Origin of the sequence: Thermococcus onnurineus NA1, assembly GCF_000018365.1 — an archaeon.
GTDB classification, from domain to species: domain Archaea; phylum Methanobacteriota_B; class Thermococci; order Thermococcales; family Thermococcaceae; genus Thermococcus; species Thermococcus onnurineus.
Genome location: NC_011529.1, coordinates 806755 through 831135, shown reverse-complemented (window position 1 = coordinate 831135; position 24381 = coordinate 806755). Strand labels below are relative to the sequence as shown.

At 50.5% G+C, this 24381-nt stretch carries 23 protein-coding genes and 2 CRISPR repeat arrays; of the genes, 2 read left to right on the top strand and 21 right to left on the bottom strand.

Annotated elements, in window-relative coordinates:
* Positions 1-32 precede the first annotated feature (32 nt).
* The gene (locus tag TON_RS04605; RefSeq protein WP_012571860.1) at positions 33-1487 is read left to right on the top strand and encodes a hypothetical protein; all 1455 of its coding nucleotides are present in this window, start codon (positions 33-35) and stop codon (positions 1485-1487) included.
* Between the two features lie 61 nt (positions 1488-1548).
* On the top strand, positions 1549-2193 hold the full coding sequence (locus TON_RS04600) for an alanyl-tRNA editing protein (RefSeq protein ID WP_012571859.1): 645 nt from the start codon (positions 1549-1551) through the stop codon (positions 2191-2193).
* 543 nt (positions 2194-2736) lie between these two features.
* Positions 2737-3103: direct repeats of the CRISPR family, unit length 28 nt; unit sequence TTTCCACACAATTCTGTCCTACTGAAAC.
* A 61-nt stretch (positions 3104-3164) separates the two neighbouring features.
* Here the strand turns inward: TON_RS04600 and csx1 are convergent.
* The 21 genes from csx1 to TON_RS04495 form a co-directional block, all read right to left on the bottom strand.
* Positions 3165-4463: a CRISPR-associated CARF protein Csx1 gene (gene csx1 / locus TON_RS04595; RefSeq protein WP_012571858.1), complete on the bottom strand. Its 1299-nt coding sequence runs from the start codon at positions 4461-4463 to the stop codon at positions 3165-3167.
* On the bottom strand, positions 4460-5653 hold the full coding sequence (gene csm5, locus TON_RS04590; RefSeq protein WP_012571857.1) for a type III-A CRISPR-associated RAMP protein Csm5: 1194 nt from the start codon (positions 5651-5653) through the stop codon (positions 4460-4462). The genes csx1 and csm5 overlap by 4 nt, the downstream gene beginning before the upstream one ends.
* Entirely contained in the window at positions 5650-6519 is an 870-nt protein-coding gene (gene csm4, locus TON_RS04585) for a type III-A CRISPR-associated RAMP protein Csm4 (protein WP_012571856.1), read from the bottom strand. The genes csm5 and csm4 overlap by 4 nt, the downstream gene beginning before the upstream one ends.
* Positions 6519-7391 (bottom strand): type III-A CRISPR-associated RAMP protein Csm3, encoded by an 873-nt coding sequence (gene csm3, locus TON_RS04580; protein WP_012571855.1) that lies wholly within the window; start codon positions 7389-7391, stop codon positions 6519-6521. Before csm3 ends, csm4 begins: the two co-directional genes overlap by 1 nt.
* Positions 7391-7951: a type III-A CRISPR-associated protein Csm2 gene (gene csm2 / locus TON_RS04575; RefSeq protein ID WP_012571854.1), complete on the bottom strand. Its 561-nt coding sequence runs from the start codon at positions 7949-7951 to the stop codon at positions 7391-7393. Before csm2 ends, csm3 begins: the two co-directional genes overlap by 1 nt.
* 5 nt (positions 7952-7956) lie before the next feature.
* A complete protein-coding gene (gene cas10 / locus TON_RS04570; RefSeq protein WP_012571853.1) occupies positions 7957-10290 on the bottom strand; it encodes a type III-A CRISPR-associated protein Cas10/Csm1 in 2334 nt (777 codons plus the stop codon).
* 4 nt (positions 10291-10294) lie between these two features.
* On the bottom strand, positions 10295-11008 hold the full coding sequence (gene cas6 / locus TON_RS04565; protein WP_012571852.1) for a CRISPR-associated endoribonuclease Cas6: 714 nt from the start codon (positions 11006-11008) through the stop codon (positions 10295-10297).
* 223 nt (positions 11009-11231) lie between these two features.
* A CRISPR array of direct repeats spans positions 11232-12320; the repeat unit is 29 nt; unit sequence CTTTCCACACAATTCTGTCCTACTGGAAC.
* A gap of 492 nt (positions 12321-12812) precedes the next feature.
* A complete protein-coding gene (locus TON_RS04560) occupies positions 12813-13808 on the bottom strand; it encodes a TIGR01177 family methyltransferase (protein ID WP_012571851.1) in 996 nt (331 codons plus the stop codon).
* A 337-nt stretch (positions 13809-14145) separates the two neighbouring features.
* A complete protein-coding gene (locus tag TON_RS04555; RefSeq protein WP_048055057.1) occupies positions 14146-14748 on the bottom strand; it encodes a hypothetical protein in 603 nt (200 codons plus the stop codon).
* A 6-nt stretch (positions 14749-14754) separates the two neighbouring features.
* Positions 14755-15459 (bottom strand): RAD55 family ATPase, encoded by a 705-nt coding sequence (locus TON_RS04550; RefSeq protein WP_012571849.1) that lies wholly within the window; start codon positions 15457-15459, stop codon positions 14755-14757.
* 237 nt (positions 15460-15696) lie between these two features.
* The gene (proC, locus tag TON_RS04545; protein WP_012571848.1) at positions 15697-16485 is read right to left on the bottom strand and encodes a pyrroline-5-carboxylate reductase; all 789 of its coding nucleotides are present in this window, start codon (positions 16483-16485) and stop codon (positions 15697-15699) included.
* A gap of 5 nt (positions 16486-16490) precedes the next feature.
* Positions 16491-17213, bottom strand: a complete 723-nt coding sequence (locus TON_RS04540) for an HAD family hydrolase (RefSeq protein ID WP_012571847.1) — start codon at positions 17211-17213, stop codon at positions 16491-16493.
* Positions 17210-18217, bottom strand: coding sequence for a histidinol-phosphate transaminase (hisC, locus tag TON_RS04535; RefSeq protein WP_012571846.1), 1008 nt, complete (start codon positions 18215-18217; stop codon positions 17210-17212). The genes TON_RS04540 and hisC overlap by 4 nt, the downstream gene beginning before the upstream one ends.
* Positions 18214-18840: a bifunctional phosphoribosyl-AMP cyclohydrolase/phosphoribosyl-ATP diphosphatase HisIE gene (gene hisIE, locus TON_RS04530; protein ID WP_012571845.1), complete on the bottom strand. Its 627-nt coding sequence runs from the start codon at positions 18838-18840 to the stop codon at positions 18214-18216. The genes hisC and hisIE overlap by 4 nt, the downstream gene beginning before the upstream one ends.
* A 9-nt stretch (positions 18841-18849) precedes the next feature.
* The gene (gene hisF / locus TON_RS04525; RefSeq protein ID WP_012571844.1) at positions 18850-19608 is read right to left on the bottom strand and encodes an imidazole glycerol phosphate synthase subunit HisF; all 759 of its coding nucleotides are present in this window, start codon (positions 19606-19608) and stop codon (positions 18850-18852) included.
* Entirely contained in the window at positions 19602-20291 is a 690-nt protein-coding gene (gene hisA / locus TON_RS04520) for a 1-(5-phosphoribosyl)-5-((5-phosphoribosylamino)methylideneamino)imidazole-4-carboxamide isomerase (protein WP_012571843.1), read from the bottom strand. The genes hisF and hisA overlap by 7 nt, the downstream gene beginning before the upstream one ends.
* A 1-nt stretch (position 20292) precedes the next feature.
* Entirely contained in the window at positions 20293-20880 is a 588-nt protein-coding gene (hisH, locus tag TON_RS04515) for an imidazole glycerol phosphate synthase subunit HisH (RefSeq protein WP_012571842.1), read from the bottom strand.
* Positions 20880-21410 carry an imidazoleglycerol-phosphate dehydratase HisB gene (gene hisB / locus TON_RS04510; RefSeq protein ID WP_012571841.1) on the bottom strand — a complete coding sequence of 177 codons (531 nt, stop codon included), beginning with the start codon at positions 21408-21410 and terminating at the stop codon, positions 20880-20882. The genes hisH and hisB overlap by 1 nt, the downstream gene beginning before the upstream one ends.
* The gene (gene hisD / locus TON_RS04505; RefSeq protein ID WP_012571840.1) at positions 21407-22540 is read right to left on the bottom strand and encodes a histidinol dehydrogenase; all 1134 of its coding nucleotides are present in this window, start codon (positions 22538-22540) and stop codon (positions 21407-21409) included. Before hisD ends, hisB begins: the two co-directional genes overlap by 4 nt.
* On the bottom strand, positions 22530-23147 hold the full coding sequence (gene hisG / locus TON_RS04500; RefSeq protein ID WP_012571839.1) for an ATP phosphoribosyltransferase: 618 nt from the start codon (positions 23145-23147) through the stop codon (positions 22530-22532). The genes hisD and hisG overlap by 11 nt, the downstream gene beginning before the upstream one ends.
* On the bottom strand, positions 23147-24034 hold the full coding sequence (locus TON_RS04495) for an ATP phosphoribosyltransferase regulatory subunit (protein WP_012571838.1): 888 nt from the start codon (positions 24032-24034) through the stop codon (positions 23147-23149). Before TON_RS04495 ends, hisG begins: the two co-directional genes overlap by 1 nt.
* Between the last annotated feature and the right edge of the window lie 347 nt (positions 24035-24381).

Below are 24381 nucleotides of genomic sequence, written 5' to 3'. Positions count from 1 at the left end.
CTATCTACACATGTGCGGGAGGTAGATGGATAATGAGAAGGAACGTTTTAGGGGGTCTCCTTATCTTTATGCTCCTAGCTCCTATGTTTGGAAGTGTAGGGGCAACCACGACTGTTGAAATATATGAGGAGAGCTTTACCTTCAAAATCAGACTGTTCGAGAATGGGGACGCAAACATCACGCTGATAAGTGTATGGCTCCGCCCCAAAGATAAAATTCAAGAGCAGATTGAATATTACCTCAACCAAACAAACGGTAGCGTTGAAGACGCCATAAAACTAGCTGAAGAGCAACAGCTTGCTTACTATGTCCAAATCATAGAACAGATCGGGATTGATGTAAATAACGCGACAGTAAAGGTGTATGGGATTCCCAACGGAGACAACATCACGGTGGTTTTCAATGCAATAGCCGTCGGAATGGCCAAGTACTACTCTTATGGGGACTTCTGGGAGATCATCATAGACCCAACCAGAGGGCTTATAGGGGCGTCTTATCCGGATACCGGATATCCCTACTGGGTTATTATGCACAATGAGTTTGTAATCCATCTTCCGCCTGACGCTACACTGCTTTCCTATCCGTTGCCTTACAAGAAGACATTTAATCAGAGCCTCTTCGAGGTCGTTCCAACGATAACGGACGACACAGTAACAGTTGCCTCCACGATAAAGCTGGAGCCGTATCTGTCCCTCGAAGGATTCGGAAGCCTTTTTGATGAGTATAATGACTTTTCAATAACTTATCAAACACCTTACAAAGGTGAAGAGACTTTCCAGAAGAGAGCTACACATGAGTATGTCACGCTTACAGTCTTTTCTGATGGTAAGACAGAACTAAAAATGAGAGAGGTCTATCTAAATCCACAAGACGAGATAGACGACATGAAAAGCCTAGTTGCTTCGTATGGGGTTGATAACTTCAAGAGCTTGATGATCTCGGAGTACGCACAGAGATTTGTAGGAATGGGGGCTGTGATATACAACGCGAGTGCTTACGTTGAGGGACTCAATGAAACTGGCCCTCTTGTTATAGGTCTCAGTTATCTTCTCGAAAACTACACTAAACTTGAAAACGGAACCTACGTTTACATATTCAATCCTACTATGGGATTATCATCCCTCGAGACTATCAGGGCATTAGCCGAGTACAACTATACGTTTACCACGGAGGTTGTTCTTCCAGATAATGGAGAGTTTGTTTCCGTTCCTGAGCCGGTCTCAAGAGAGCTGCACGGCAACTACTTCACCCTGAACGTCACCCGGTCAGGAAATAAGATAATCATAACAGCCAATACGTTCATCCGCTATGGTGCATCCCGGCAGGATATTATGAACCTTCTGGAGGGATATGACCAGCTTGAGGTTCGTTATACACTCGATGTTCAGAAAGGCACTGAGTCAAATCTGAGTACAACTCAGATAGCGGGCATCGTCGGTGCGTTTGTGCTTATAGGTCTGGCCATCTTCATCTGGAAGAAGCACTGAGCATTTCTTTCTTTTCGATATTCATTTAAACCTGCTTTCCAACTTTTCTAAGGTGGTCTTAATGACGAGGAAGCTCTACTATGAGGACGCCTACCTTAAGGAAGCAAAAGCGAAGGTTCTTGAGATTAGGGAGGGTGCACTCCTCCTTGACCAGACGATTTTCTACCCTACCGGCGGCGGTCAGCCCCACGACAGGGGGACGATAAACGGCGTCGAAGTTCTGGACGTCTATAAGGACGATGCTGGAAACGTCTGGCACGCCGTTGCTGAGCCGGGGAAGTTCAAGCCAGGTGACGAGGTCGAGCTCAAAATAGACTGGGACTACAGGTACAAGCTCATGCGCATCCACTCGGCCATGCACCTCCTCGAGCACGTCCTCAATGAGGTTCTTGGGGAAGGCAACTGGGAGCTCTATGGCAGTGGGATGAGCGCTGAGAAAGGTAGGTACGACATCCTCTATCCGGAAAACGTTAACCAGTACAAGGAGAAGATCATAGAGCTGTTCAACAAATACGTCGACGAAGGCGGCGAGATGAAGATATGGTGGGAAGGAGAGACGAGATACACTCAGATAAGGGACTTCGAGGTCATCCCTTGTGGCGGAACGCACGTGAAGGACATAAAGGAGATAGGACACCTCAAGAAGCTCAAGCGCTCCAGCCTCGGAAAGGGCAAGCAGAGGCTTGAGATCTGGCTTGAGGACTGAGGTCTCTTTGAGTTTTAGATTATGCTCTAGGGCCGTTCTTTTCCATTCCCTGTTACAGGGACTTTTCTCGGAGAGCAGCTTTATGGCCCCGCTCGTAAGGCTGACCGGCTTAAAGCAGTGAGTTTCCACACGATTACGTTCTACAGAAACGGGCGTTCTACTGTGGCGATGAGGCAAGCCTGCCGAGCTAGCTGTTTCCATACAATTATGTTCTACGGAAATATCAGGGCCACTACTGGTATAGCGCCGACAAGATTCAGTTGTTTTCACACAACTCTGTTCTACGGAAACATTAAGGCGTTGAAAAATGACCCTTACGGAACAATAACGGCAAGGTACTTCCCACACAATTCTGTCCCCACTAAAAGTTGACTACCTCGCTGACTATAACACAGACACGATCGAGTTTCCACACAATTTTGTCCCCACTGAAACGTATATAGTAGTAACGTATCGGCTGTTGACAGAATACGTGTTTCCACACAATTCTGTCCCCACTGAAACCAAAAGCGAGTGGCTCAGCGAAGAGCAAAAGCAGGAGACATTTCCACACAATTCTGTCCTACTGAAACCCTGGAGTCCGGCCCGAAGCTCATCAGCGACCTGGTCGAGGATCTGTTTCCACACAATTCTGTCCTACTGAAACTTCACCGGGCTTCGTTAGGTTAGAGGTCGCCGCATTAGTTTCCACACAATTCTGTCCTACTGAAACCGAGCACCATGTCACAGTTTGGGCGGGCACCGGACAGTTTCCACACAATTCTGTCCTACTGAAACTCGACCTGAGCACGAACACCACGACCATCTACGTCAAGCTTCCACACAATTCTGTCCCACTGAAACATTTACAGGTTCTTCCCCCAGTACGGCGGGCCGGAGCCATTTCCACACAACTCTGTCCTACGGAAACCCGTCAGGGACATCCTGTCTGGTTTGCTGACACCCAGTGAGCCCATAGTTAGTAACACACCTTAGCTCTCCTTCAGCGCCCTGCTTACGATGTCCTCCACCTTTTTGAGTCCCACCGGTGTGTACTTCAGGTGAGTGTGCCTTCCTGCCTCTTCCTCGGGCCGTTTGGGCTCCCAGGCCTCCATCGATACTTCGACGACGTTCGCTTCGAGGCCGGCGTGGGCGAGCACGTTCCTTGGACTCACCTCCCGGTTGGCGGCGTCAAACCCAAGGAAATCCCGCAGGGGAATGTCCCGCGGAAATGCCCCTTTCCTTGCGTATTTTATTGCTTTATCCTCAATCTTACCGAGCTCCACTCTTACCCTCTGCAGGGTGCTTCCTCGGAAGAGCCTATCCGAGACGCTGTAAAGCTTCTCGATGGAGTAGGGTTCTTCGACAAGCAGGCCCCTGGTTATCCTCGCTTGGAAGAGGAGCTTGACGAGCGTTCCAAAGCCACTGCCAAAGGCCAGTCTTCGTGTTACTGCCTTTTCTTCGGCGTTAACGGCTATCGCTCCCCCCCACGTTTCGGCGAGCTCCTCAATGTATGATTCCAGCCTTCCAATGTCGGGGAACTCCTCCAGAAAAAGAAGGGGAAGCCCGAAGAGCAGAGAGCCAATCCACGCCTCAAGCTTTTTCTTCTCCTTTCTCAGGTTCTTTAAAGTGTTCAGAGAGCCCTTGAGCCTTACGAACTCGGCCCTTTCCATTGAGTACGGGCACAGGTACTCATCAAAGCCGGGCAAAGGCTCAGATAGGGGGGTTGGTTTGACCATCGTCGTTTCTATCGTGTTTATGTTCAGCTCCTTCGTTATTTTGGGAACGAACGGGTCGGAGTTGTAGGCGTAGAAGGTGACGGTGTTCATTACCGCCGCGATGCCCAGGAGGTCTTTGAGCGCCCTATACGTCAGCAGGGTTACGTAGTTGAGCCCGTGCGTCGAGTCAAAGTGGACTTCGAGATCGCCTTTGGTTGGGATTATCTCAGAGAGGGCGTGGAGAACGTAGTAGTAGGCATCCATAGCACTTCCCCTGAAGCTCCCGTGGGTGAATTCGCCTATCCCGGGGGCGATAATGACGTCTACCTCTCTGCCGGCTCCTATCCTGTCGAGGAAATCCATAACCCTATTCCTCACGTCCTCTCTCAGAGTCTCCACCGAGGAGAAGTCCTTCCCAATAGTGTCCGAGAGAACTATGACGGTCCAGTCCGGTTTGATGACCTTTTGAAGTATCGGGAGTGTTGAGGGCCCTACTGAGGTCTCTCCCCCAAAGCGATACTTGGTCTCTTTCCATCTTTCAAAGTCGCCCCAGGAGACAACGAGGAGCTTCATTCCAGCACCACCCACCCCATGGGCATTCCGTCGGCCAGCCTCCTGGTCTTGGGGAACTCCCTTGAGAAACCACTCCCACCGGGCTTCTTTCCGAGTCCGAGTTTTTTCCTCACATTCTCCCACTTGTAGCCCTTCTCAACAAGGAGCAGTCCTATCGTCATCGCCAGCCAACCGCTCCCCCATCCAAGCCTCAAAACGTGCCCCGAGTGATCTTCCAGGGAGGCGTAGAACGACCGGACCTGAGAGGTGTACCTCCCAAACTTTTGAACCTCTATGGTCTCGTATTTCATTACCGCAGTGTAGAACTCGTCGACGGCCTCCCACAGGAAGTCTTCGAAGACCTCCCCCGGTTCTCCTCTCTCTTTAAGGCACTCCCAGAGGAGACCGTTGAAGTAGTCGGCGTTAAGCCTGAGGGCCTCGGTGTCCACATGTATCTCGACGTCCGTAGCCGCTCCAGGTTCAATGGCTTCGACCCATATCGGTATGGGTTGCGGATTGCCGATGACCTCAACGTGGTAGACCGCCAGGTGCTTTCGGCCTACTGGTTTGCTGTCCCGAACGATGAGCGCTTTCATCGGGTCGCGCTTCGGTTCGTAACGGATCTTAGACCGTCTATCAGGCTCCATCCCGAAGACTATGGCTTCGAGCAGATCGTCAGCGCGTTTTCTGTCTATCCTGGCCCTTGAAAGGAAGCTCATGTAGTAGTCGAGCACGTCCTCACTCCGTCCAATGTCTCTCGCAACATCACCGTTTACCTTTGAGACGACCCTCATGACCGCCCGGGCATCGCCGCACTCCTTTAGGGCTTTGTAAAGCACCGCGGTTCTTATCGCCCCCTTGAGGGACGAGCCCGGAATGTAGGGCCTTCCGTTGAGCTTGATGAATTCCTTTATCTGCATGCTCTTTCTCCCAATCTTTCCATGGATTTTTAGGGTGTATATGGAATAGTCCGAGGGATCGAGGTGGAACTCCTCGATATAACCCTTCCAGATGTATGCGTCCCCGGGAGGATTCTTGAGCAGGGCGAGTATCTCGTTCAGCTCCACCCCAAGGTTCATGAGGTCGTTCACGAGCCTCTCAGTGTCAAGGACATGGATGATGTTTTCCCGAGGGTAGATGTCCACCGGCGTCAGCTCGTTCCCGGTTCCGATATGAAGTGGCGAGAGAACTTTGAGTGTTCGCTCGGTCATTCCAGACCCTCCGGGAGTTCAACGCCCAGCGGGAAGGTGAGACCGTAGACGTAAACTTCATGGCTTAAACCCAGCTCAAGCCTTTCCATCCCTCCCGGATCATTTTTCACGATTGAGCCCTCTGCGATGAACGTCATCCGCGGCTTCCTCCTGCCGAAGCTCCAGCCGCCTTTCCTGAGGAGCCTCCAGAGCACGGGGGTTTTGGTCGGGAGGGCATTCGAGAGGGTAACGCTGTACTCGCTTCCAGGTGCGTCTATTTTCATCTCGTGGAACTCGACCTCAAACAGCCCTGCCCCCCAGGTCGATTTCCCACCTATGCCCGTGTCGCCGAGGAACCTCATGGCCGGTGCTATATATCCATCGAACACCTCCCGCGGGCCTGAATAGAGGAAGTAGACTCCGCTCTTCTCTCTAAACCTGATCTCCTCCCAGAAGTATATCGAAGAATCCTGTGTAACCCTGTCAAGGACAACTCTGGGCACGTCCACTCTGGCGTAGGGAATTTCTTCTGGGATAGTGAAGGGCCGCAGCCGGAGTGCAAGCTCGAAGTTTTTGAGGTCTAGGTACTTTGCCTTTCTGAGCCTCTTCGCCGTTGTATAGCGCTCCTCCTCATCGAGCCCTGTGAGAATTCCCTCCAGAGCCGGCTCAACGCTCAGGGGCTTTGGTAGGTAGTAGGTGTCTCCGGAATATGGGAACGCGGAGCTTATCCTCGCACCGCCCACGAAGGCATCCACAAGTTCCTCGACAGCCGATTGTCCATGGATGGCTGAGATTGCGTTTCCTATTGCTCCGAACAGTGTGTCAGCCCTTGGGATGTCCCGAAACGGCCCCTTCGGGATGAGCTTTACTGCAATGAACTTCGGCATCACCCTGCCTCCAGCTTGCCCTCCACCTCCGAGAAGAGGGAATCAAATCCGCTGAGTATATCACTAACTGACTTCTCCCTGGCGTCAATTGAAACGATGTCCTCATCTTTGCCCGTCCTGTAGTAGTCCAGAGGCCTGAACTCAAAGCTATCAAAGATGAACTTCACTTTTCCGTAGCCTCTCGAACCGGAACCGCCGAGATAGCTGTCTTCGAGGAGTGCCATGGCAGTTAGGAGGTTCTTGATGTCGTCCCTCCAGTGTGTGGTGTTCTCCACGTTGTAGATTATCTCGAACTCGAATTCCGCGCCGGCGACGACGCGCTCGTTGGTTCTGGGGTTCGCCTGGGATGTAACGCGGTCTATGCCGACCTCAATCTTCGCCTCGGTTATTGCCTCTCCAGCGCGCCACTTCTCCTCCCACTCCTTGGTGAGGAACGCGTCCCTGACGATGATCCTCGATGGGAAGTTGCTCTCTTTACCGCTGGCACCAAAGAGTCTGCACACTGGACATGCGAGGGCAGTCTCGTAGTCAGGACAGACGTGTATCCATCCCCTGTTTATCTTTCTGTTGAAGAACTTGCCGCAGTTCTCCTGGTTATCTGGCCTGCAGCTACCGGGTGAGTAATTCGCCAGTGACGGATATTTCTCCCTCCATTCGCCCAGTCTGGAGTTGACAAGGATTTCAAAGAGAGACCTTAACCTGCCCTTGAGGGACGAGCCCGGGATGTATGGCAGTCCGGTGTGGGGGTCTTTTATAACAGGGTTGTCTATACCGCCGATCTCCGAGATGTCCCTCTGTGAACCTATGTGGAGTCCGGTAACGGCCTTTATCTTGCCCTTAATTACAATCTTGCCGTAAAACCGCCTGTCCATCAGTCACCGCCTCCGAAGAACTTGTGATAGGCAACAACAGCCTGAAGGAAGTCGTAAAACTTTTCAAAGTTCTCCTTTTTGGGACTGCCCATCAAAACCTCAAGCATCGGGTCGAGAATGCGGTGAAAAGCGTCCAGCGAATACTTTGATTGTCCCGTGGCCTTTCCAACGGTGTAGGCCAGGAGATAACGCATCTTTACCAGGTCGTCCTTTATGTCCCCCTCACCCCTCTTAACCTTGAGTTCCGTGGTTCGGGCCATGTCGAGGATCTTTCTTACCTGGTTGGTCTTCAGGCCCTGCGACGTCAGGTACGCCGCAACCGTTACGGCGTTGGCCAGCCTCTTGTTTGGACTCCACTCTAGGAAGTTCTTAGCCTCCCTAACCACATTGTCAAAATACGGCTGTATGGCCTCCCACTGTTTCCCTTTGCCCTCTAACATCTTCTTAATCCCGACAACGTCGGGACTTTCCCCGAATAGTCTGGAAGCATCGACCTGGGGGCGGTCCTGCCTCCCGTATCCGCCCCTCCCATATCCACCATGCTTCTGATGGTATGCCACAAAAATCACCTCCTAACCGCCATGAGCACGATTTTCAAAACCCCATCAACCCAGTAAACCGGCTGGGGTTCTTTCCTCTCGACGGCCTTTGTGTCTATGCCAACCAGCTCCGGGAACAGATCAGAGAGACCGTGCCTTCCGAGCAGGTATGCGGTCAAGTAAGCCCAGCGGACGTCGTTCGGGTCTCTGACGTAAAGCTCTCTTATTTCAAGGAGCTTCCAGAGAAGACCCTTCTTGGACTCCAGCTTTCCTTTCAGCCTTCCGTTTCCGGCGTATATCCTCGGGGCATAGGTTCTCCAGAGTTCCTCGTAATGGTTCCACTCGTAGGATAGCTTGTGCTTCCCATCAAGCGGCCTGCTCCTCCCGACAACGAAGACCCTGTTCCTGCCTTCATCTTTGGCCGTGTCAAGCCTTTCACTTACAACATCCGCCATCCTGTATATCGGCGTGCGCTCGTCGAAGTAGCCGAGGCCAACCGAGAGCGTCAGCTTTCCGCCGGTGTAGGCATTGAACGCCCTACGCACCCTGAATGCGAGCTCGAATATCTGGTCCCACGCCCCAACGATGAAGAAGTCGTCGCCGCCGGCATAGACGACGACAATATCAGGTTCCTCCGGCCAGTCCCTCAGAGAGGGGACGTCTCCTATGATGTAGCCGAACTTTCCTTCAATTATCGCCCCGATGTAGCCCTTGAAGAAGTAGTCCATGAATCTCGACGCCGTTGCGAGCTTCGACGGGCTGTCCATTGAGCTGAAGAACTCCCCAAGCCTGTCCACATCGCCCTTCATAACGCCAAGCCTTCTCGTACCGGTTGACGCCATTGAAAGCTCTTCAAACGTCGCGACTCCGCCCTTAGGGTCTTTCTTGAAGTAGTCCGCCACGAAATACGGGACGAACTGGGCACTTTCGGGGATTTCACCGGGGTTGAGCGTGTTCTTAACCAGAATTTGTTCTCCGACGGGCCTGCCTCCCTGAAGGTAGGGGACGAAGCCCGAGAACGGCCCCTCAACGAGGACTCCAGCGTCGTTTTTGGCGGTCCGCCCAAATCCGAGCAGCTTTGGAAGGTTACCCCCGAGGCTGACGAGCCTGTTGCACGTGGGACATACTTTGGTCTCGGGGTCAGAGGCAGAAGGTTCGAGTTTTCCCTCAGGAAGCTCTCGGCCGCATACGGGACACTCCGCTAGCCTTTCGGTGTGCCCGTGCTCGAAGAGGCCCTTTATCTCGCCGAAGCGCTTGAGCTTTCTCACAGTGAGCTTGTGCTTGAGCCTTTTTCTGGCCTCCGCAAAGAGGTTTTTCCCACCTTCTCTTCCAAACTCCCTGCCGGAAACAGGCTCCCATTCTATGGCAAGGTATAGGTCACTCTCAAATTCGCGATAAAGCCACTCTACGGCCTTCGCCCTTATCTCTTCCAGCTCCTTTACGGCATCGGGGGTGTTCTGGGCGATTATCATGAAGTGGCCGCCGGCGTTGAAGACCACGTTGGCCCTTGTGAGGCCCAGCCTTGAGAGTATCTCAAGCACGACGTCCCAGCCGATGAGTTCGAGGTATGCACTCCTCGCGCGGAGGTACTTGAGGGTTCCCTTTCCGCTCACGCGGTAGATGAAGTCCTGTATTCCGGAAAAGTCCCCCTCAATGAGGAGGAAGCGTTTCTCTTTCCTGCATCTCCCAGACCTAACGTCCTCGGCGGTGCACCCGGCGCGGAGCATCGCGAGGGCTATTGCCGAGGTCATTCTCATGTGGTCATACAGCGAGATGATGTTCCCCTCGCTCGTCACGGAGCTGACGAAGGTCAGGTACTTTTCGAGAACCGGCAAGAGTCTGTCGCTCCTAAGCTTGGCCTTGGAAAGTTCTTCCCAGAGTCTCTTGACAAGCTCCCTATAGTCCTGGGACCTGATGGAAAAGACGTCCCCAGGGACTGGAAGTTCTTTCTCGAAGTCCAGCTCCGCCCAGGGATAGGCTTTTCCTGGATTGAACACTGAGTACAGCGGTCTCGACGCCTGCGGCTGCCCCTCTTCCCTCTCGCCCGATGCCAGGTTGTCGGCCTCGTACACTATCCAGAGGGCGTTGAGGACATCTTCCATCGTGAGGCCAAAACGCTCGGGGGAAAGCTCTTTTATTCTCCTTATCATCAGTTCATCGTTTTTCATGTGCCCTTTGTGATGGAACTCGGAGAAAAGGGAGAGAAGCTCGTATTCCGCCCTTCCGGTGTTCTCAGCTAAGTCCCTGAGGAACCTCGCACCCTGTGTGGAATGATCCCCGGAGTAAAGACCTGCCCGCTGCACGGGCTTCCCTATGTCATGGAGAAGCCCGCCCAAGGCGGTCAGTTCATCGATTTCCATCAACTCACCCCCTTATTGGGTTCAAAAAGCCGAATCCAAGGCTGTTCTTCTCGCCCAGCCCGGTCTCCATTATGAACCTGTAGAACCTCCGCTCCCCGGGCTTTATGCGCTCCTTTTCGAGAAGCTCCCAGTTGGAGCCGATAACGGGAAACGGAACTCCCTGCTTGACGACCTTGACGTAAACGTCGAGCTTGCCGTTTCTCCTCAGCTTGGGTATCATCCTGTCGAATATCGGCCCTTCCAGTGTAAACTCGTCCCCGTAGAAGGCGTTGTATTTCTTCTCCGCGTTCTCCTTCAGCCGTCTCAGGAAGAAGTTCAGGTCTCTATGGGCGTGGAGCTTGAAGTACTCGTTTTTCCGCGAGTCCCGGTATAACACCACCGGGGAGCCCGTTTGAAAGCGTTTTTTCAGGGGGAGCCTGAACTTCTTCAGCTCGTCTATAATGAGCTCCTGCGTCCCTATGTATACCCTGACCCTGTCCTTCAGGCTGGAGTGGAGTGCCCTGATGAAGCCCTCGTCCGGGGAGGAGACCAAGAAGGTCGGCCTTCCCAGGGAGTCTATGAAAAAGTCCGAGAATGTAAAGAACTTGAACCTCGGTGCGTCGTGGTTTTCCCCGTACTCCGTGCCCTTCAGCATGTTGTAGATGAACCCCTGAACGGCGTGCTTGTTGGGATAAATAAACCCACCATCAGGGGAATAAAAACTGACCTTAATGCGCATAATCTATCCTCCCCGGAAGGTTACCGTCTTTAACGTGCATGCTCTATCTTTATAACTCTTATTGTTGAATGCCTTTTTCTTCTAATCCCGTGGAAATCAGATTTTATTCCTTTTTGAATATCCGCTGACTCTAAAGAAACGTTCCGGTCAGGCTTTCAGCTCGTTCGTTAGCTCCCGCTCTTGCCATACGAGCCGTTCTACGGAAACAAGGGGCAATAATGGGGCTTTCACACAATTCTGTCCCACTGAAACACATTTACGGAACATTGGCAACGCAATACAGAATTAACTTTCCACACAATTCTGTCCTACTGGAACGTCGGTTGGAGATGAGAGCGATTTTGGGTGGTTTGACCTTTCCACACAATTCTGTCCTACTGGAACTGGAGGCCGTTGATGAGTTTGTTGAAGGTTTACCAGGCTTTCCACACAATTCTGTCCTACTGGAACTTCTATTGCTCCTCCGTGAGTTGTTCCCCCTTCAGGGTGCTTTCCACACAATTCTGTCCTACTGGAACTCGAGAGGGCGAGAGGCGGGTTCTACTACCTCGCGAGCTTTCCACACAATTCTGTCCTACTGGAACGTTTTGTATTCAGTTCTGGACGCGGGGTAAGGTCGAGCTTTCCACACAATTCTGTCCTACTGGAACGGACAACACAATAATCAAGCAGCTTACCGGAGCGACTGATCTTTCCACACAATTCTGTCCTACTGGAACCTATAAGAGCGAAAGGAGTCTTTTCAGAGACCTAAGCTTTCCACACAATTCTGTCCTACTGGAACAAATGTTCGGTTGGATGGCCGGTCTCGGTGGAAACGGCTTTCCACACAATTCTGTCCTACTGGAACTGTTCGTCAGCGCCCAATGAACCAGAAGGCCACCAACTTTCCACACAATTCTGTCCTACTGGAACCAGCGTAATAACCGCGTCGAGCTCGGGAAAACTCAACTTTCCACACAATTCTGTCCTACTGGAACCGTCAAGGAGGGTTTTGATGAACTCTTCCCTCTTCATCTTTCCACACAATTCTGTCCTACTGGAACTTACATTCTCTCTCGGATTCCTCGCCGGTGAAACCCACACTTTCCACACAATTCTGTCCTACTGGAACTCGAGGGTCCTCACTCTCCCGGAAGGGTTTCGGGCCACTTTCCACACAATTCTGTCCTACTGGAACGGGGGACTTTGGGGGATTTTGAGGCCCGGCCCCTCCTTTCCACACAATTCTGTCCTACTGGAACGGAAGAACTCGCGGCGGTCGCCGCTAAAAAGTCGTGGGCCTTTCCACACAATTCTGTCCTACTGGAACAGGACACTTTTTCACCCTGTTTTTCTAACAGAATACTCTGTAACCCCGGATATTTAAGTGTTTTTGGAAAGCCTTATTGTGGGACCCCTGAAAGCCCTGGAATCTGCCGCTTTTTCGGCCTTTTCTGGGGAGAGTGCCTTTTCTCTGGGGCCGAAATTCTCAATGTACTTTGCAGTGCATGAGAGTTCCAGAGCCCGAAGCGGCCTGTATTTTGGAGTGTCTGCCCGAATGCGGCAAGACTGTCAAAAACGTTCAATTATATCGGGGATCGGTACTTTTCGGCCGTCGAGCGGGCTTGATTGACATTCCGCCCGGAAATTGGTTACACTATGTGGCATATAATGTAACTTCTTGTTATGTTTTGTAAGTAATGCTTTCTGAATTCCACGGGGTTGTCTGCCCTTTTCCGGGGATGTAGTCCCTGTAAAACCCTCAAAGCGCCAAAAACGGGGCATAAAATATGATAGGGTATAATTTCAGGGCGACAGCCTCTCACTTCTCAAACACGTAGAAATACCTTTCTAAACTCTTGTGCACGCGCTGGTAGTACTTGCCGACCAGCTTAAAGCCGACCTTCTCAGCCTCGGCTTCCCCATCGAAGCTCGTGGGGAACGCTATCGCCAGCCTGCCGCCGTCTTCAAGGACGTTGTAGATGCTCCTCAGGGCTTTCCTGTAAAGCTCGTCCCTCGCCCTTCCGGCAAGAGTTGCCGAAGTCCCGTAGGGCGGGTCCGTTGCTACGGCTTCAAACTTCTTGTCCGGGAAAAGCTCCTCCAGCTTTGTCGCGTCGCCGAGCCTGAGTTCGTAGTCCTTAACACCAAAGTGCTCGAGGTTGAGCCTTGCCCCTTCAACCATCTCGGGTTTTATGTCAACGCCGTAGACCTTCAGGCCTATCAAGCCGGCCTCCATCAGAATCCCGCCGGCACCCATGAAGGGGTCGAGGATTTCCTCCCTTGCCTTCGTCAGGTTTACCAGCGCCCTTGAAATCCTTGGGTGGAGTGAAATCGGCCGGAAGAACGGCCTGTGGTGGGCCTTTCTCCTTTCGAAGTCTTTGGGGTCGAAAAAGCGGTATCTTATCCCGGCATAGAGCTTTTCGCCGCAGTAGACCCTCACAAGGGTGTCCGGTTTCGAAAGGTTCACACGGAAACCTTTGCCGTGTATCACGGCCCCCAGCTTCCTCGGGAGGTCTATAACATTGTATTTGCAGTTAGCCATGGTCTCTGTGTCCACCTTGAAGGTTCCGCTTATCGGCCACTCAATTTCTTTGGCCTTTTCCAGGAGTTCCTCTAGGGAGTTGGCCTCGATTAAGAGTTCCCCGTACTCATGGGACAGGCCAAGGCGGTTCAGGTAATGGAAAGCCCTCTTATCGGCGTCGAGCTTGAGGAACAGATAATCCTGACCCGCTATTTCACCGCCCGAGAGCTCGAGCATAGCTTTAACTTCATCTCTGGCCATCTCTGGAAGGTTTCCGAGTATCTCCAGGTAGAGCATATTGGTCGCTTTATCCTTTCTTTTAAAAATTTGCCGCCGGACTTTACCGGGATATGGGCTTCATAATAGCAAGCAGAAGCAAGATTACATCCCCAACGTGGAGGAAACTGTCGGTTATGTAGAGTGACAGTTCAGCCATACTAGGTACCGCGGGCACGTTATCTTCTATGTGTCTAAGAGCAAACCGAAAACTCAATGGAGATAAAAACTGCTGCCCTTGGCTGTAGAGCTACCAGTCCTTTCCATTTATTTGAAATCTGGACATGGAAAAGGGCAGACAGTATAGACCACCAACACCAACGTTGCTGTTCTGAGAGTGAAGTGTATCGAAGTGGGTTTATGTAATCGGATTACCTATAATAACCTCTCCATTTATGATATCAAACTCGTAGAAATCTGTTCCTCCTCCAGGAGACTTCTTTATCCTGAGACCGCGGGTTATTTTGAATTCATTGACTTCCTCAATAATATCTATAACATGGGTGGCATAGTCCTCGAACACGGCCAGACTTTTACTGTTGATGAGCCTTTTGTCAAGCAGAACTACCATGACCGCCTTCTTTTCTTGAACTATCATAACGAGTTCTGAAAACAGTCTGAACACAATGCTCGAAGACTGGAAAACGAGGAGTGGGTGAAGAAGGAAGAACCCCACACTTGAGCCTTCTGGGACGTTTCTAAGAATGTGGGATATCTTATAAAGTTCCTCCTGATATATGTCCCCTCCAAGAACTACCATCCCTATTTTCCGTAGATTAAAGCGTTTCTCGAACTCTTCCTTGAGCTGGGGTGTAACGAACGCAACGGCCTTTTCCTTGTTGGTCTGTAGCATACTTGCCGCTATCTCCTCGCCTAAAGTGCCTACTGTCTCTATTAGGATCACACTGCCTTCAGGGACTTCGCCCAGCAATTTATCGAGCTTTTTTATTCCTGTTTTCATTTCCAGTCACTCAACAAAGATGTTCTCATTATTGTAGACCTTAATTCCGCCGGTGGTTATCCTGTAGGGCCTAATTTGTTCATCAAAAGAGCTTCCTCGGAATTTTCGTATCATAATCCCCCTTAACAGCCGTCCGTTTACTTCAAGGGTCTTAAGTTCTATGACCCCACTTACCAGGTACTCCTCCACATCACTGGTCTTTAAATCAGAAGTTAAAATGACAGTGGCACCAAGCTCGGATAGTGACTTCAAGAAACCTATGAACGTTGTCCTGTAATCCAGTTCATCTTTCACTGTGAGCTTTAGCATTGTTAAAGGATCAATAGCCACCCTTGAATAATGTTTAGATTTGACTTTGTCTTGAATTGCACTCGTTAATTTTTCGAAACTCTTTCCAAACGTCTCGTAGAATGTACCAGCAAAGATGTTATGTGCCTTATCTGTAACGGGAGTTGCATCTATTGCATCGAATTTAGGGTCGTCCAAGTTAAACCCCAGCTTTGACATATCCTCTTTTAGGGTTTTAAGGGATTCCTCAAGTGTCACGTAGAGGACGTCTTCACCGTTTTTCACGCCTTCAGTGAGGAATTGAATGGTGAGAGTGGTTTTTCCCGTTCCCGGGCCACCTTTAACCAAGTACGTTCTCCCGGGGATTAGGCCACCTTCAAGCATCTTGTCAAGTCCTTTTATTCCTGTAGATATTCTCTCCATTATGTTCACCTAAAACTACTCACCTAATAAGGAACTTGGTAGTAATAGTATATATATGTTATTGATGGCCATGGCTCTACATAAAATATGTCCTTTATGATCTAATATCCCGTACATATTGTGAGCATATGGCAATTTTTTGGCATGTATTGGAGGTAATCGCTGGCTCCCACTATTGGTTTATGAATCTTCGAAAAGACCAAAAATGAGTTATATGCTTGAGAAATAAAAGTAAGACTACTTTTTGATTTCTACTGAGAGTATCTTAGATTTCTTTGTCGCAGCGTCAACGGCCTTCATTATTGCCGTTCTTATCTTTCCCTCCTCCAGCTCAAAGATACCATCTATTGTGGTTCCTCCTGGCGTTATAACCATGTCTCTGATTTCCGCAGGATGGTTTTCGCTCTCTAAGAGAAGCTTCGCTGTCCCGAGCAAGGTCTGCGCTGCGGCGAGCTTTGCAACATCCCTCGGAAGACCCACCCTGAGTCCACCATAAATCATTGCTTCCAAGAACACGGAAACATAGGCCGGTCCTGAACCACTTAAACCAGTTATGGCATCCATGTGCTCCTCATCAACTCTAAGGCACTTTCCAAATGAGCTGAAGAGATTCTCAACGATTGTTATATCTTCTTCGCTCAGCCCATCCGATGTGTATGCCGTAAATGACTCCTTGACTAAGATGGCTATATTGGGCATTGCCCTCACGAACTTGGCTTTGGGTGCTAGCCGTTTGAGGTTCTTAAGGGGAATTCCTGCAGCCAGTGAAATTACAAGCTTACCGCCTATTGCTTTATTGATCTCTCTGAGGACTCCAGGCACTTTGTTTGGCTTGACCGCGATAAAAACTACCTCCGCCCATTCCGCGGCCTCGACGTTATTCCTGATGACCCTGACGCCGTGTTCCTCTAACCACATGGCCTTTTCGACGCTCCTCCGTGTTGCGATTACCGAGTGGCCAGCTTCGGCCAGAGCCTTTGCTACCGCCCCACCAATTGTTCCGGCACCTATAACCGCCACCTTCAAGCTGATCACCCCAATAAGTTCTCCAATAATTCATTAACGTTTTCAATATCTCTTCCAACCAAGACAAAGTCAAAATCCCTTCCGTATTCCTTTCTGTAGTTTTCCACGAGCAGTTCGTCGTTCACGGTGTCCCCTATGTAAACCCCGTCTTCACCCCTGGTGAGGTGCCATATTGCCCTCGGATCGGGCTTCACGTAGAGCTCCCTCGTCACAGCCTTCTCGAAGTGGAAGTCTATGAGCTTCTCCGCCAGCTCAAGCTCCAATGCGCTTCTCCCCGTTATAACGCCGAGCTTGAACCGCTTTTTGGCCATCTCGAGCAGTTCCGTCCTTACTATTGGCCTCTCCTTCTTCCAGAGGCCGTCGAAATCGAAGAGCCTTCCCGGGTAGTGCTCGCCCAGGTAAAATGTGTTAAAAACCTGCTCAATGCTTCCGTTGAAGAGTCCAATCCCGAATCTTTCGCGAACCCAGTTTATTCCTTCGCCCTCCGGAAACTCCTCTATGAGCCCTTCAACGTCTCCGGCTATCGCAAAGAGTATCAGCGCCTCGCTGACCTTGAAGTCATCACCAAAAGCTCCCTTCCGTCTAAGCTTCCTTATCCACTCTAGCTTGATTCTCTTCTTAACCTCGAAGAGTCTGAGGAAGTACTCCACCGTGAGCTTTGTGGCTAGGTCGTAGCTCTCGCGGACGTCAATCAGAACGCCGTCAACGTCGAAGATGATCCACTTCATCCTCTCCCCTCCATGAACTCCTTCAACGCCCCAATCAGCTCGTCGTTCTCCTCCCTTTTGCCGACGGTAACCCTTATGTGCCCCGTCAATCTTCCGCCGAGCTTTCTTACCACGATGCCCTTTTCGAGTAAAAATTCGTAAGCATTAAGCTTCATCAGGATGAAGTTGGCCTCGCTCGGATACGCGTAGTCCTTGAACTTCCGATAAATTCGCTCACGCTCCTTGATTATGTAATCGATGTTCCGTTTGACTAGATCGTAGTGGTCGAGCATGAGCCCTGCTATCTTCATTGAGATGGAGTCTAGAGTAAAGGGCGGTTTGATTCGATGGAGGTGGTCTATTATCTCTTCACTCCCGACTGCATAGCCAACTCTGACTCCTGCAAGCCCGAAGGCCTTTGAGAACGTCCTCAGGACTATTAAATTGTCGTACTCACTGATTAGATCCACGTTGCTGCCCTTTGCAAACTCTACGTACGCTTCATCCAAGACGACAGGAGCACCGGTTTCAAGGACGCTTATTATCTTTTCTCTATCTTGAGTGTTGCCCGTGGGGTTGTTTGGGGAGCAGATAAAGAGTGCCCTGGCGTTTTCCGCATACTCCTCGACGTTCTGAAGTCTGAAGTTCTCATCCAGTGGGACATCGATTAAATTGATTCCCTCGAACTTTGCAAAGAAGCCGTACATCCCAAAGGTGGGGGAGCTTATGACTATGTGATCCCCATCAAAGAGCTTCAAAATTAGGCTTATCAGTTCATCACTCCCGTTTCCAACGATTATGTTTTCTTTGTCAATCCCTAAAAACTCTGCTATCCTTTCCCTCAGCGGGTCAGCGGTGATGTGAGGGTATCTGTTGAAGGGAACCCGCTTTAGCTCTTCAAAAATCTCCTCCTTTATCTCCGGTGATAAATCGAAGGGATTCTCGTTCTTGTCAAGCCATATTCTGTAATCTCCCTCCAAGACTTTATATGGCTGGAAGGATTTAACAAGAGGCCTAATCCTCATTTCCTGCGCCTCCTCAGCTCGGTCATAACCTCGCCCAAACTTATGTCGTTGTATGCTAAGAGAACCAGGAGGTGGTAGAGCATATCAGCGGTCTCGTAGATTATCCTTTCCCTGTCCTCTGCGACGAGGACCTCGATGGCTTCCTCCCCGAATTTCTTGTAAATCTTCTCTTTCCCTTCAGCAAAGAGTTTTGAGGTGTAAGATCCATCGAGAAGCTTTTCCTTTCTCTGCTTTATCAGTTCTTCAAGCTCTCTTAGGATTGTGAGCGAGTAGTCTATCTCCTCTGCTATCCTCTCAGGCTCGCCAAGCTTCCGGTAAAAGCAGGAATAGTTCCCCGTGTGGCAGGCAGGTCCTTTGGGCTCGACGATTAAAAGCAACGCATCGTTGTCGCAGTCTACCCTCACCTCCTTCACGAGCTGGACGTTGCCACTGACTTCCCCCTTCATCCTAATTCTGTCCTGTGAGCGCGAGTAGTAGTGAGCATAACCCGTTTCAAGCGTTTTCCTCAATGCTTCTCTGCTCATATAGGCCAGCGTTAAAACTTCTCCCCTCGTGTCCTGAACGATTACGGGAACGATTCCACCATTCTTTTCCCAGTTGACCCTATTAATCAGCTCATCCATGATACCACCTCAGTAGTTCAGCCTCACGGGTATGCCCTTTTCAGCCAAATACTCCTTCAGCTCCCTGACCGTGTATTTCCCGTAGTGGAAGATTGAAGCTGCCAAAGCAGCCTCTGCTCCAATCTTGAAAGCCTCGTAGAAGTGCTCTGGACTTCCAGCGCCGCCAGAAGCAATGACTGGGATATCAACTGCTTCAACGATAGCTTTGGTTAAGGGAATGTCAAAGCCCTCCTGGGTCCCATCAGTGTCCATGCTTGTGAGCAGTATCTCGCCGGCACCGAGCCTCTCGACTTCCTTGGCCCACTCTACTGCGTTAATCCCCCTCGCCTTCCTTCCCCCGTGGGTGTAGACCTCCCAGTACTCCCCGTTCCACTTTGCATCAATCGCTATCACTAAATTCGCAGAGCCGACAACCTTTGCTGCTTCCCTCACGAGCTCGGGGTTGTTCACTGCGGCAGTGTTGAGAAAAACTTTATCCGCGCCGCTTTTGATTATCTCTCTTATCTCCTCAACGCTCTTTATCCCGCCTCCGACAGTGAAGGGGACGTATATTTCCTCCGCTATCCGTTTAACGAGGTCGAGCAGGATTTTCCTCTTCTCAAACGATGCTGTGATGTCGAGGAAGACGATCTCATCTATCCCTTCTTCCTCGTATCTCCTGGCGAGCTCTATTGGGTCGCCAGCATCTCTAATGTTCTGGAACTTTATTCCCTTGACGACTCTCCCCTCTTTTATGTCAAGAGCGGCTATAATCCTCTTGGCTAACATTCCAGAACCTCCAGAAGCTCTTTCAGGCTGACTTCACTCTCGTAAAGGGCTTTCCCGACTATGGCTCCAGAGAAGCCGACCCTCCTCAGCTTGAGCACATCATCCACGCTCGAAACTCCCCCAGCGTAGATGAACTCCTCATCCTTCCAAAACCGCTCTATACTTTCTATCCCCGTCAGTGTGCCGTCCCTCTCGATTGAGGTGTAGATGAACCTGTCCACGTACTCCCTGAGCATCTCGTAGGCTTCCCCGACCTTAAGCGAGCTCTCCTCGAGCCATCCCTTAACCGCGATCTTCCCGCCCCTTGCATCTAGGCTGACAGTTATCCCGTCGAAGTTGTCCGTTATCTTCTCCAGGAACTCGAGGTCGAAGGCCTTCGTGCCGATTATGACGTTCTCGGCGCCGATTTCGTATGCTTTTGCTATGCTCTCATAGGAGCGGAAGCCCCCTCCGACCTGGACTTTAAGCCCTGTTTCCTCTATTATCTCCTTCACAACGTCAAGGTTCTGTGGCTTCCCTGTGAAAGCTCCGTCTAAGTCCACGACGTGGATTTTATCAACGAGCTCCGTAAATCTGCTTGCTATTTCCACGGGATCGCCGTAGACCTTCACTTTCTCCTTCTGCCCCCTGTAGAGGCGCACGGCTTTTCCACCCATGAGGTCAATGGCTGGATAAATTCTCATCTCACAACCTCCTGAAGTTTGCTAAAAGTCTCAACCCGTTTCTGCTCGACTTTTCAGGGTGGAACTGCACCGCGAAGACGTTGTCCCTGCAGACTGCTGAGGTAAAGACGACCTCGTTCCCCTTGGACTTGTAATCGGTAACTCCGGCGATTATGCCCTCGTCCGCTGGCTGGGCGTAGTAGGAGTGGACAAAGTAGAAGTAAGCTCCGTCCTTTATGCCCTCAAAGAGCTTGCATTCTTTTTTCTGCCACACCTGGTTCCAGCCTATGTGCGGCGTTCTGACTCCTCTAAACCTCACAACGTTACCCTCGAAGGCACCTAAGCCCTTACCCCTGCTTTCTTCACTCCACTCAAACAGCAATTGAAGTCCAAGGCATATCCCAAGGAACGGCTTTCCGTCGTTTATAGCATCCAAGATAACTCCCCTCAAAGGCTCAAGCTTCTCCATCACAGCTCCAAAGTTTCCAACCCCGGGCAGGACTATTTTCTCGGCTTTTTCTATTTCATAGGGGTCGCTCGTAATTACTCCTCCGAGGGCTTTCCTCACGTTGGCCAAGTTGCCTATGTCAAGATCAACTATTGCAATCACTACAGCACCCCCTTTGTGCTCTCCAAACGCTCACTCTCTCTCAAAGCCTGTTTTAAAGCAATGCCGAGTCCCTTAAAGGTCGCTTCGATTATGTGGTGGGCGTTTATTCCAGCCAGCTGCTTCACGTGGATTGTTGCATTCAGCGTCCTCGCCAGCGCCCAGAGGAACTCCCTGACGAGCGTAACCTCGAAGCCCTCTTCGCTCTCCTTCACGTCAAGCTCAAGGTTGAGGTAGGGCCTTGATATGTCCACAGCGACCAGAACCAGTGCATCGTCCATGGGCATTACGGCATTTCCGAAGCGCGCTATCTTTTTGCCCCTAATTTTCTCCCTAAGCTCCTCTCCAAGGACTATACCCAGGTCTTCCCATAGGTGGTGCCTCAAATCGTAGCTCGCCCTGATGCTGACATTCTGCTCCATGTAAAAGAATAAAGCGGTGAGGAGGTGGTCGAACACTCTGTCTCCCGTCTCTATGCCTCCCTCAACGCCAATCTCCACAGCTATGTCGGTCTCTTTCGTTTTGCGCCTCATCTTCTAACCTCCATGCTCCTTTTGTGCATCTCAAGTCCTTCAATTTCGGCCAGGCGAATTCCTAGATATCTCTCCGCCAAGAACTCCTCTCTGCTGACGTAGGCTAAGCTAATCCTCTTCATGAAGTCCATAACTGTTAAAACTCCGCTGAACTTCGCTGCTCCTCCCGTCGGAAGGACGTGGTTGACGCCGAGGAAGTAGTCAGCCGCTGGCACTGGCGTGTACTCCCCGAGGTATATCGCTCCCGCGTTGTCTATGAGGTCAACCAGTCCCATTGGGTTCTCGGTGATTATTTCCAAGTGCTCCGGAGCTATCTCGTTAGCCTTTTCGGCGCATTCCTCAAGGCTCTTACAGAGAACGACCTCGATCCCGTCCCTGTTGCAGTACTCTGCCAGCTCTCTTGAAGTCGTCAGGAGCCAGGCCTTGCTGTCCTTTCCGTGCTCAAGCTGGGAGAGTAAATCGTAGAGGACGTATTCTTTGTTTGCGCTCTCATCGGCTATAACTGCTATCTCCGACGGTCCAGCCAAGCTGTCAATTCCCACAACACCGAAAACCTGCCTCTTTGCCTCGTTCACGAACTTGTTGCCCGGACCAAAGATTTTGTCTACTTTCTTCATGCCAATGCCATAAGCCATTGCTCCAATCGCCTGAATCCCGCCGAGCTTGTAGACCTCTTTAATGCCGAGGAGCTTTGCCACGTAGAGGACGTAGGGGTTAACTTTGCCATTTTTGGGTGGTATTGTAACCGCTATCTCCTTAACGCCCGCTATTTTTGCCGGAACCCCGACCATCATGAGCGTCGAGGGCAGAGGCTTTCCTCCTGGGACATAGATTCCTATCCTCCTAATTGGCTTGTAGATTATGCCGTAAAGCGAGGCGTTCTTTATGTAGAGCTTATCGTTCTCAAGCTGCTTCTCGTGGTAAAAGCGGATTCTCTCTATTGTACGCTTGATGATCTCCTTGTCTTTTTCTGGAATCAGCCTCTCAGCTTCTTCGAACTCCTCCTCACTTACCAGGAATTCGCCCTCGTAGCCGTCGAACTTCTTTGAGTATTCCTTCACCGCTTCGATGCCCCTCTCCCTTATATCCCTCAAAATTCCAGCCACGTAGCTTTCCAGCTCAAAATCCATCTCTAACAACCTCCTTAATTTTTAAAACGAGTTCGTTAATTTCGTCAAACTTCGTCTTCTGGGAGATTCTGTTCACCAAGAGCAAAGCCGAAACATCCATAATCTTCTCTACCTCAACTAAGCCGTTAGCCCTCAACGTGTTTCCAGTCTCGACTATGTCAACGATGGCATCTGCAACCCCAATCTTTGGAGCGAGCTCAATGCTCCCGTGGAGCTTTATCACTTCAACTTCAACTCCATTCCTCTCGAAAAACTTCCTCGCAAGGTTTGGATATTTGGTGGCTATCCTGAACCCGTCCATCTCTTCAACGCTGACTGCACTCTCTTTGGGCATCGCCAGGCTCAGGCGGCACTTCCCAAAAGGCAGCTCAAGAGGAACGAGGACGTCGCTTCCCCTTTCCTCCACGACGTCGCTTCCGGCTATGCCGACATCTATGCCGTGCTCTACATACACGGGCACATCAAAAGCCCTCGCAAGGAGAAGCTCATACCTGCCGTTTCTCACTATCAGTTCCCGGGTCTCTGGTGGTTTGAGCTCAATGCCTGCTTTTTTGAGGATTTCAAGAGAGCCTTTGAACAATCTTCCTTTGGGCAGAACAAACCTCATTATTCCACCTCCACTGGAATGCCGAGCTTAACAAGCTCCTTTGCAAGCTTGTACGTTTCCTTTAGCTCCCCCTGAATTCTCTTCCTGTTCTTCTCTATTTTGCCGTTAAAGAGCTTTGAGAGTGCATTTAAGTCAAAGGCGAATCCAAAGGCTTTTTTACCCTTGAATATATACTCGCCTCCGCCACCCAAGGGCTTGCCAATCTCTGGAGAATAGACCTCAAAGATCACGTCACTGTAATAGGGCAGGGGCCTTATCGTGCCGAAATCTATGAAGACCCTCCTGTCGTCAAGGGCATCGATGATTTTGTTGAGCTTTTTATATCCGCAGCTCTTTCCTCTGAAGTTGAACAGCTGCCAGAGCTCCTCCTTTTTTTCTTCACTTATGGGTAGCCTCTCAATAATTTCGAAGTTCCTCCTCGTCAGGGCTCTGAAGATCTCTGCCCTAAATTCTTCAATTCCTTTAATGGCGCTCTCCCAGATTTTCAGGCTGCCGACGTCGATGTAAAAGTCCTCAATGCCGAGCGCCTCGAGGGAAGTTATAACAGTTAAAAGAACCTCAACCTGCATTTTGATGTCTTCTCCGCCAATGAACTCAACTCCAGCCTGCCACTTCCCTCTAATCCCTCCGTCCAACACTTCGCTGATGTAGTATAGCTTGAGCCTCCTTGGCTCCTTGAGGTTTGCAAGTATCTGGGAGGTTAAATCGGGTTTTATTACGTAGAACTCATTGTCGTAGACGAACTTTGTCCCTTTCCTCAGCTCCTCGCTGAATTCCTCTATCGTTGGCAGGAACACTTCCCTGTAGCCCCACAGCTCAAATGTTCGCCTTAGATATTTTGTAATATCCGCTAACCTCTCTGATTCGGAAAGCAAATCCTTCTTCACAATAACCCCTCCGAGAACTTTTGAATGAGAACATCCCCTGCTAAATAGATCATAACTTGGTTAAATGTCCCAGAACAGTCAATGATGATGGCAGTAGCTCACCAGAAAAGCGGATATGTTACAGTAGTTCAACTTGGTGGATATAATTTTCGAGTTTTTGGGCACTTTCCTGTCTTTCATGTTGATCACCCCAGTCTGAGATTGAGGAGTGTTTGTTACAGTATTTAAGCCTATCCAATGATTTTCTGTCAAGATGTCTGCAATGCGTGAAAATCTTGTCATAATATCTAAAAACTGCGCGAGGAACTTAGTAGATATATCCAAAATGACCGCCTATGGGTCTTCCG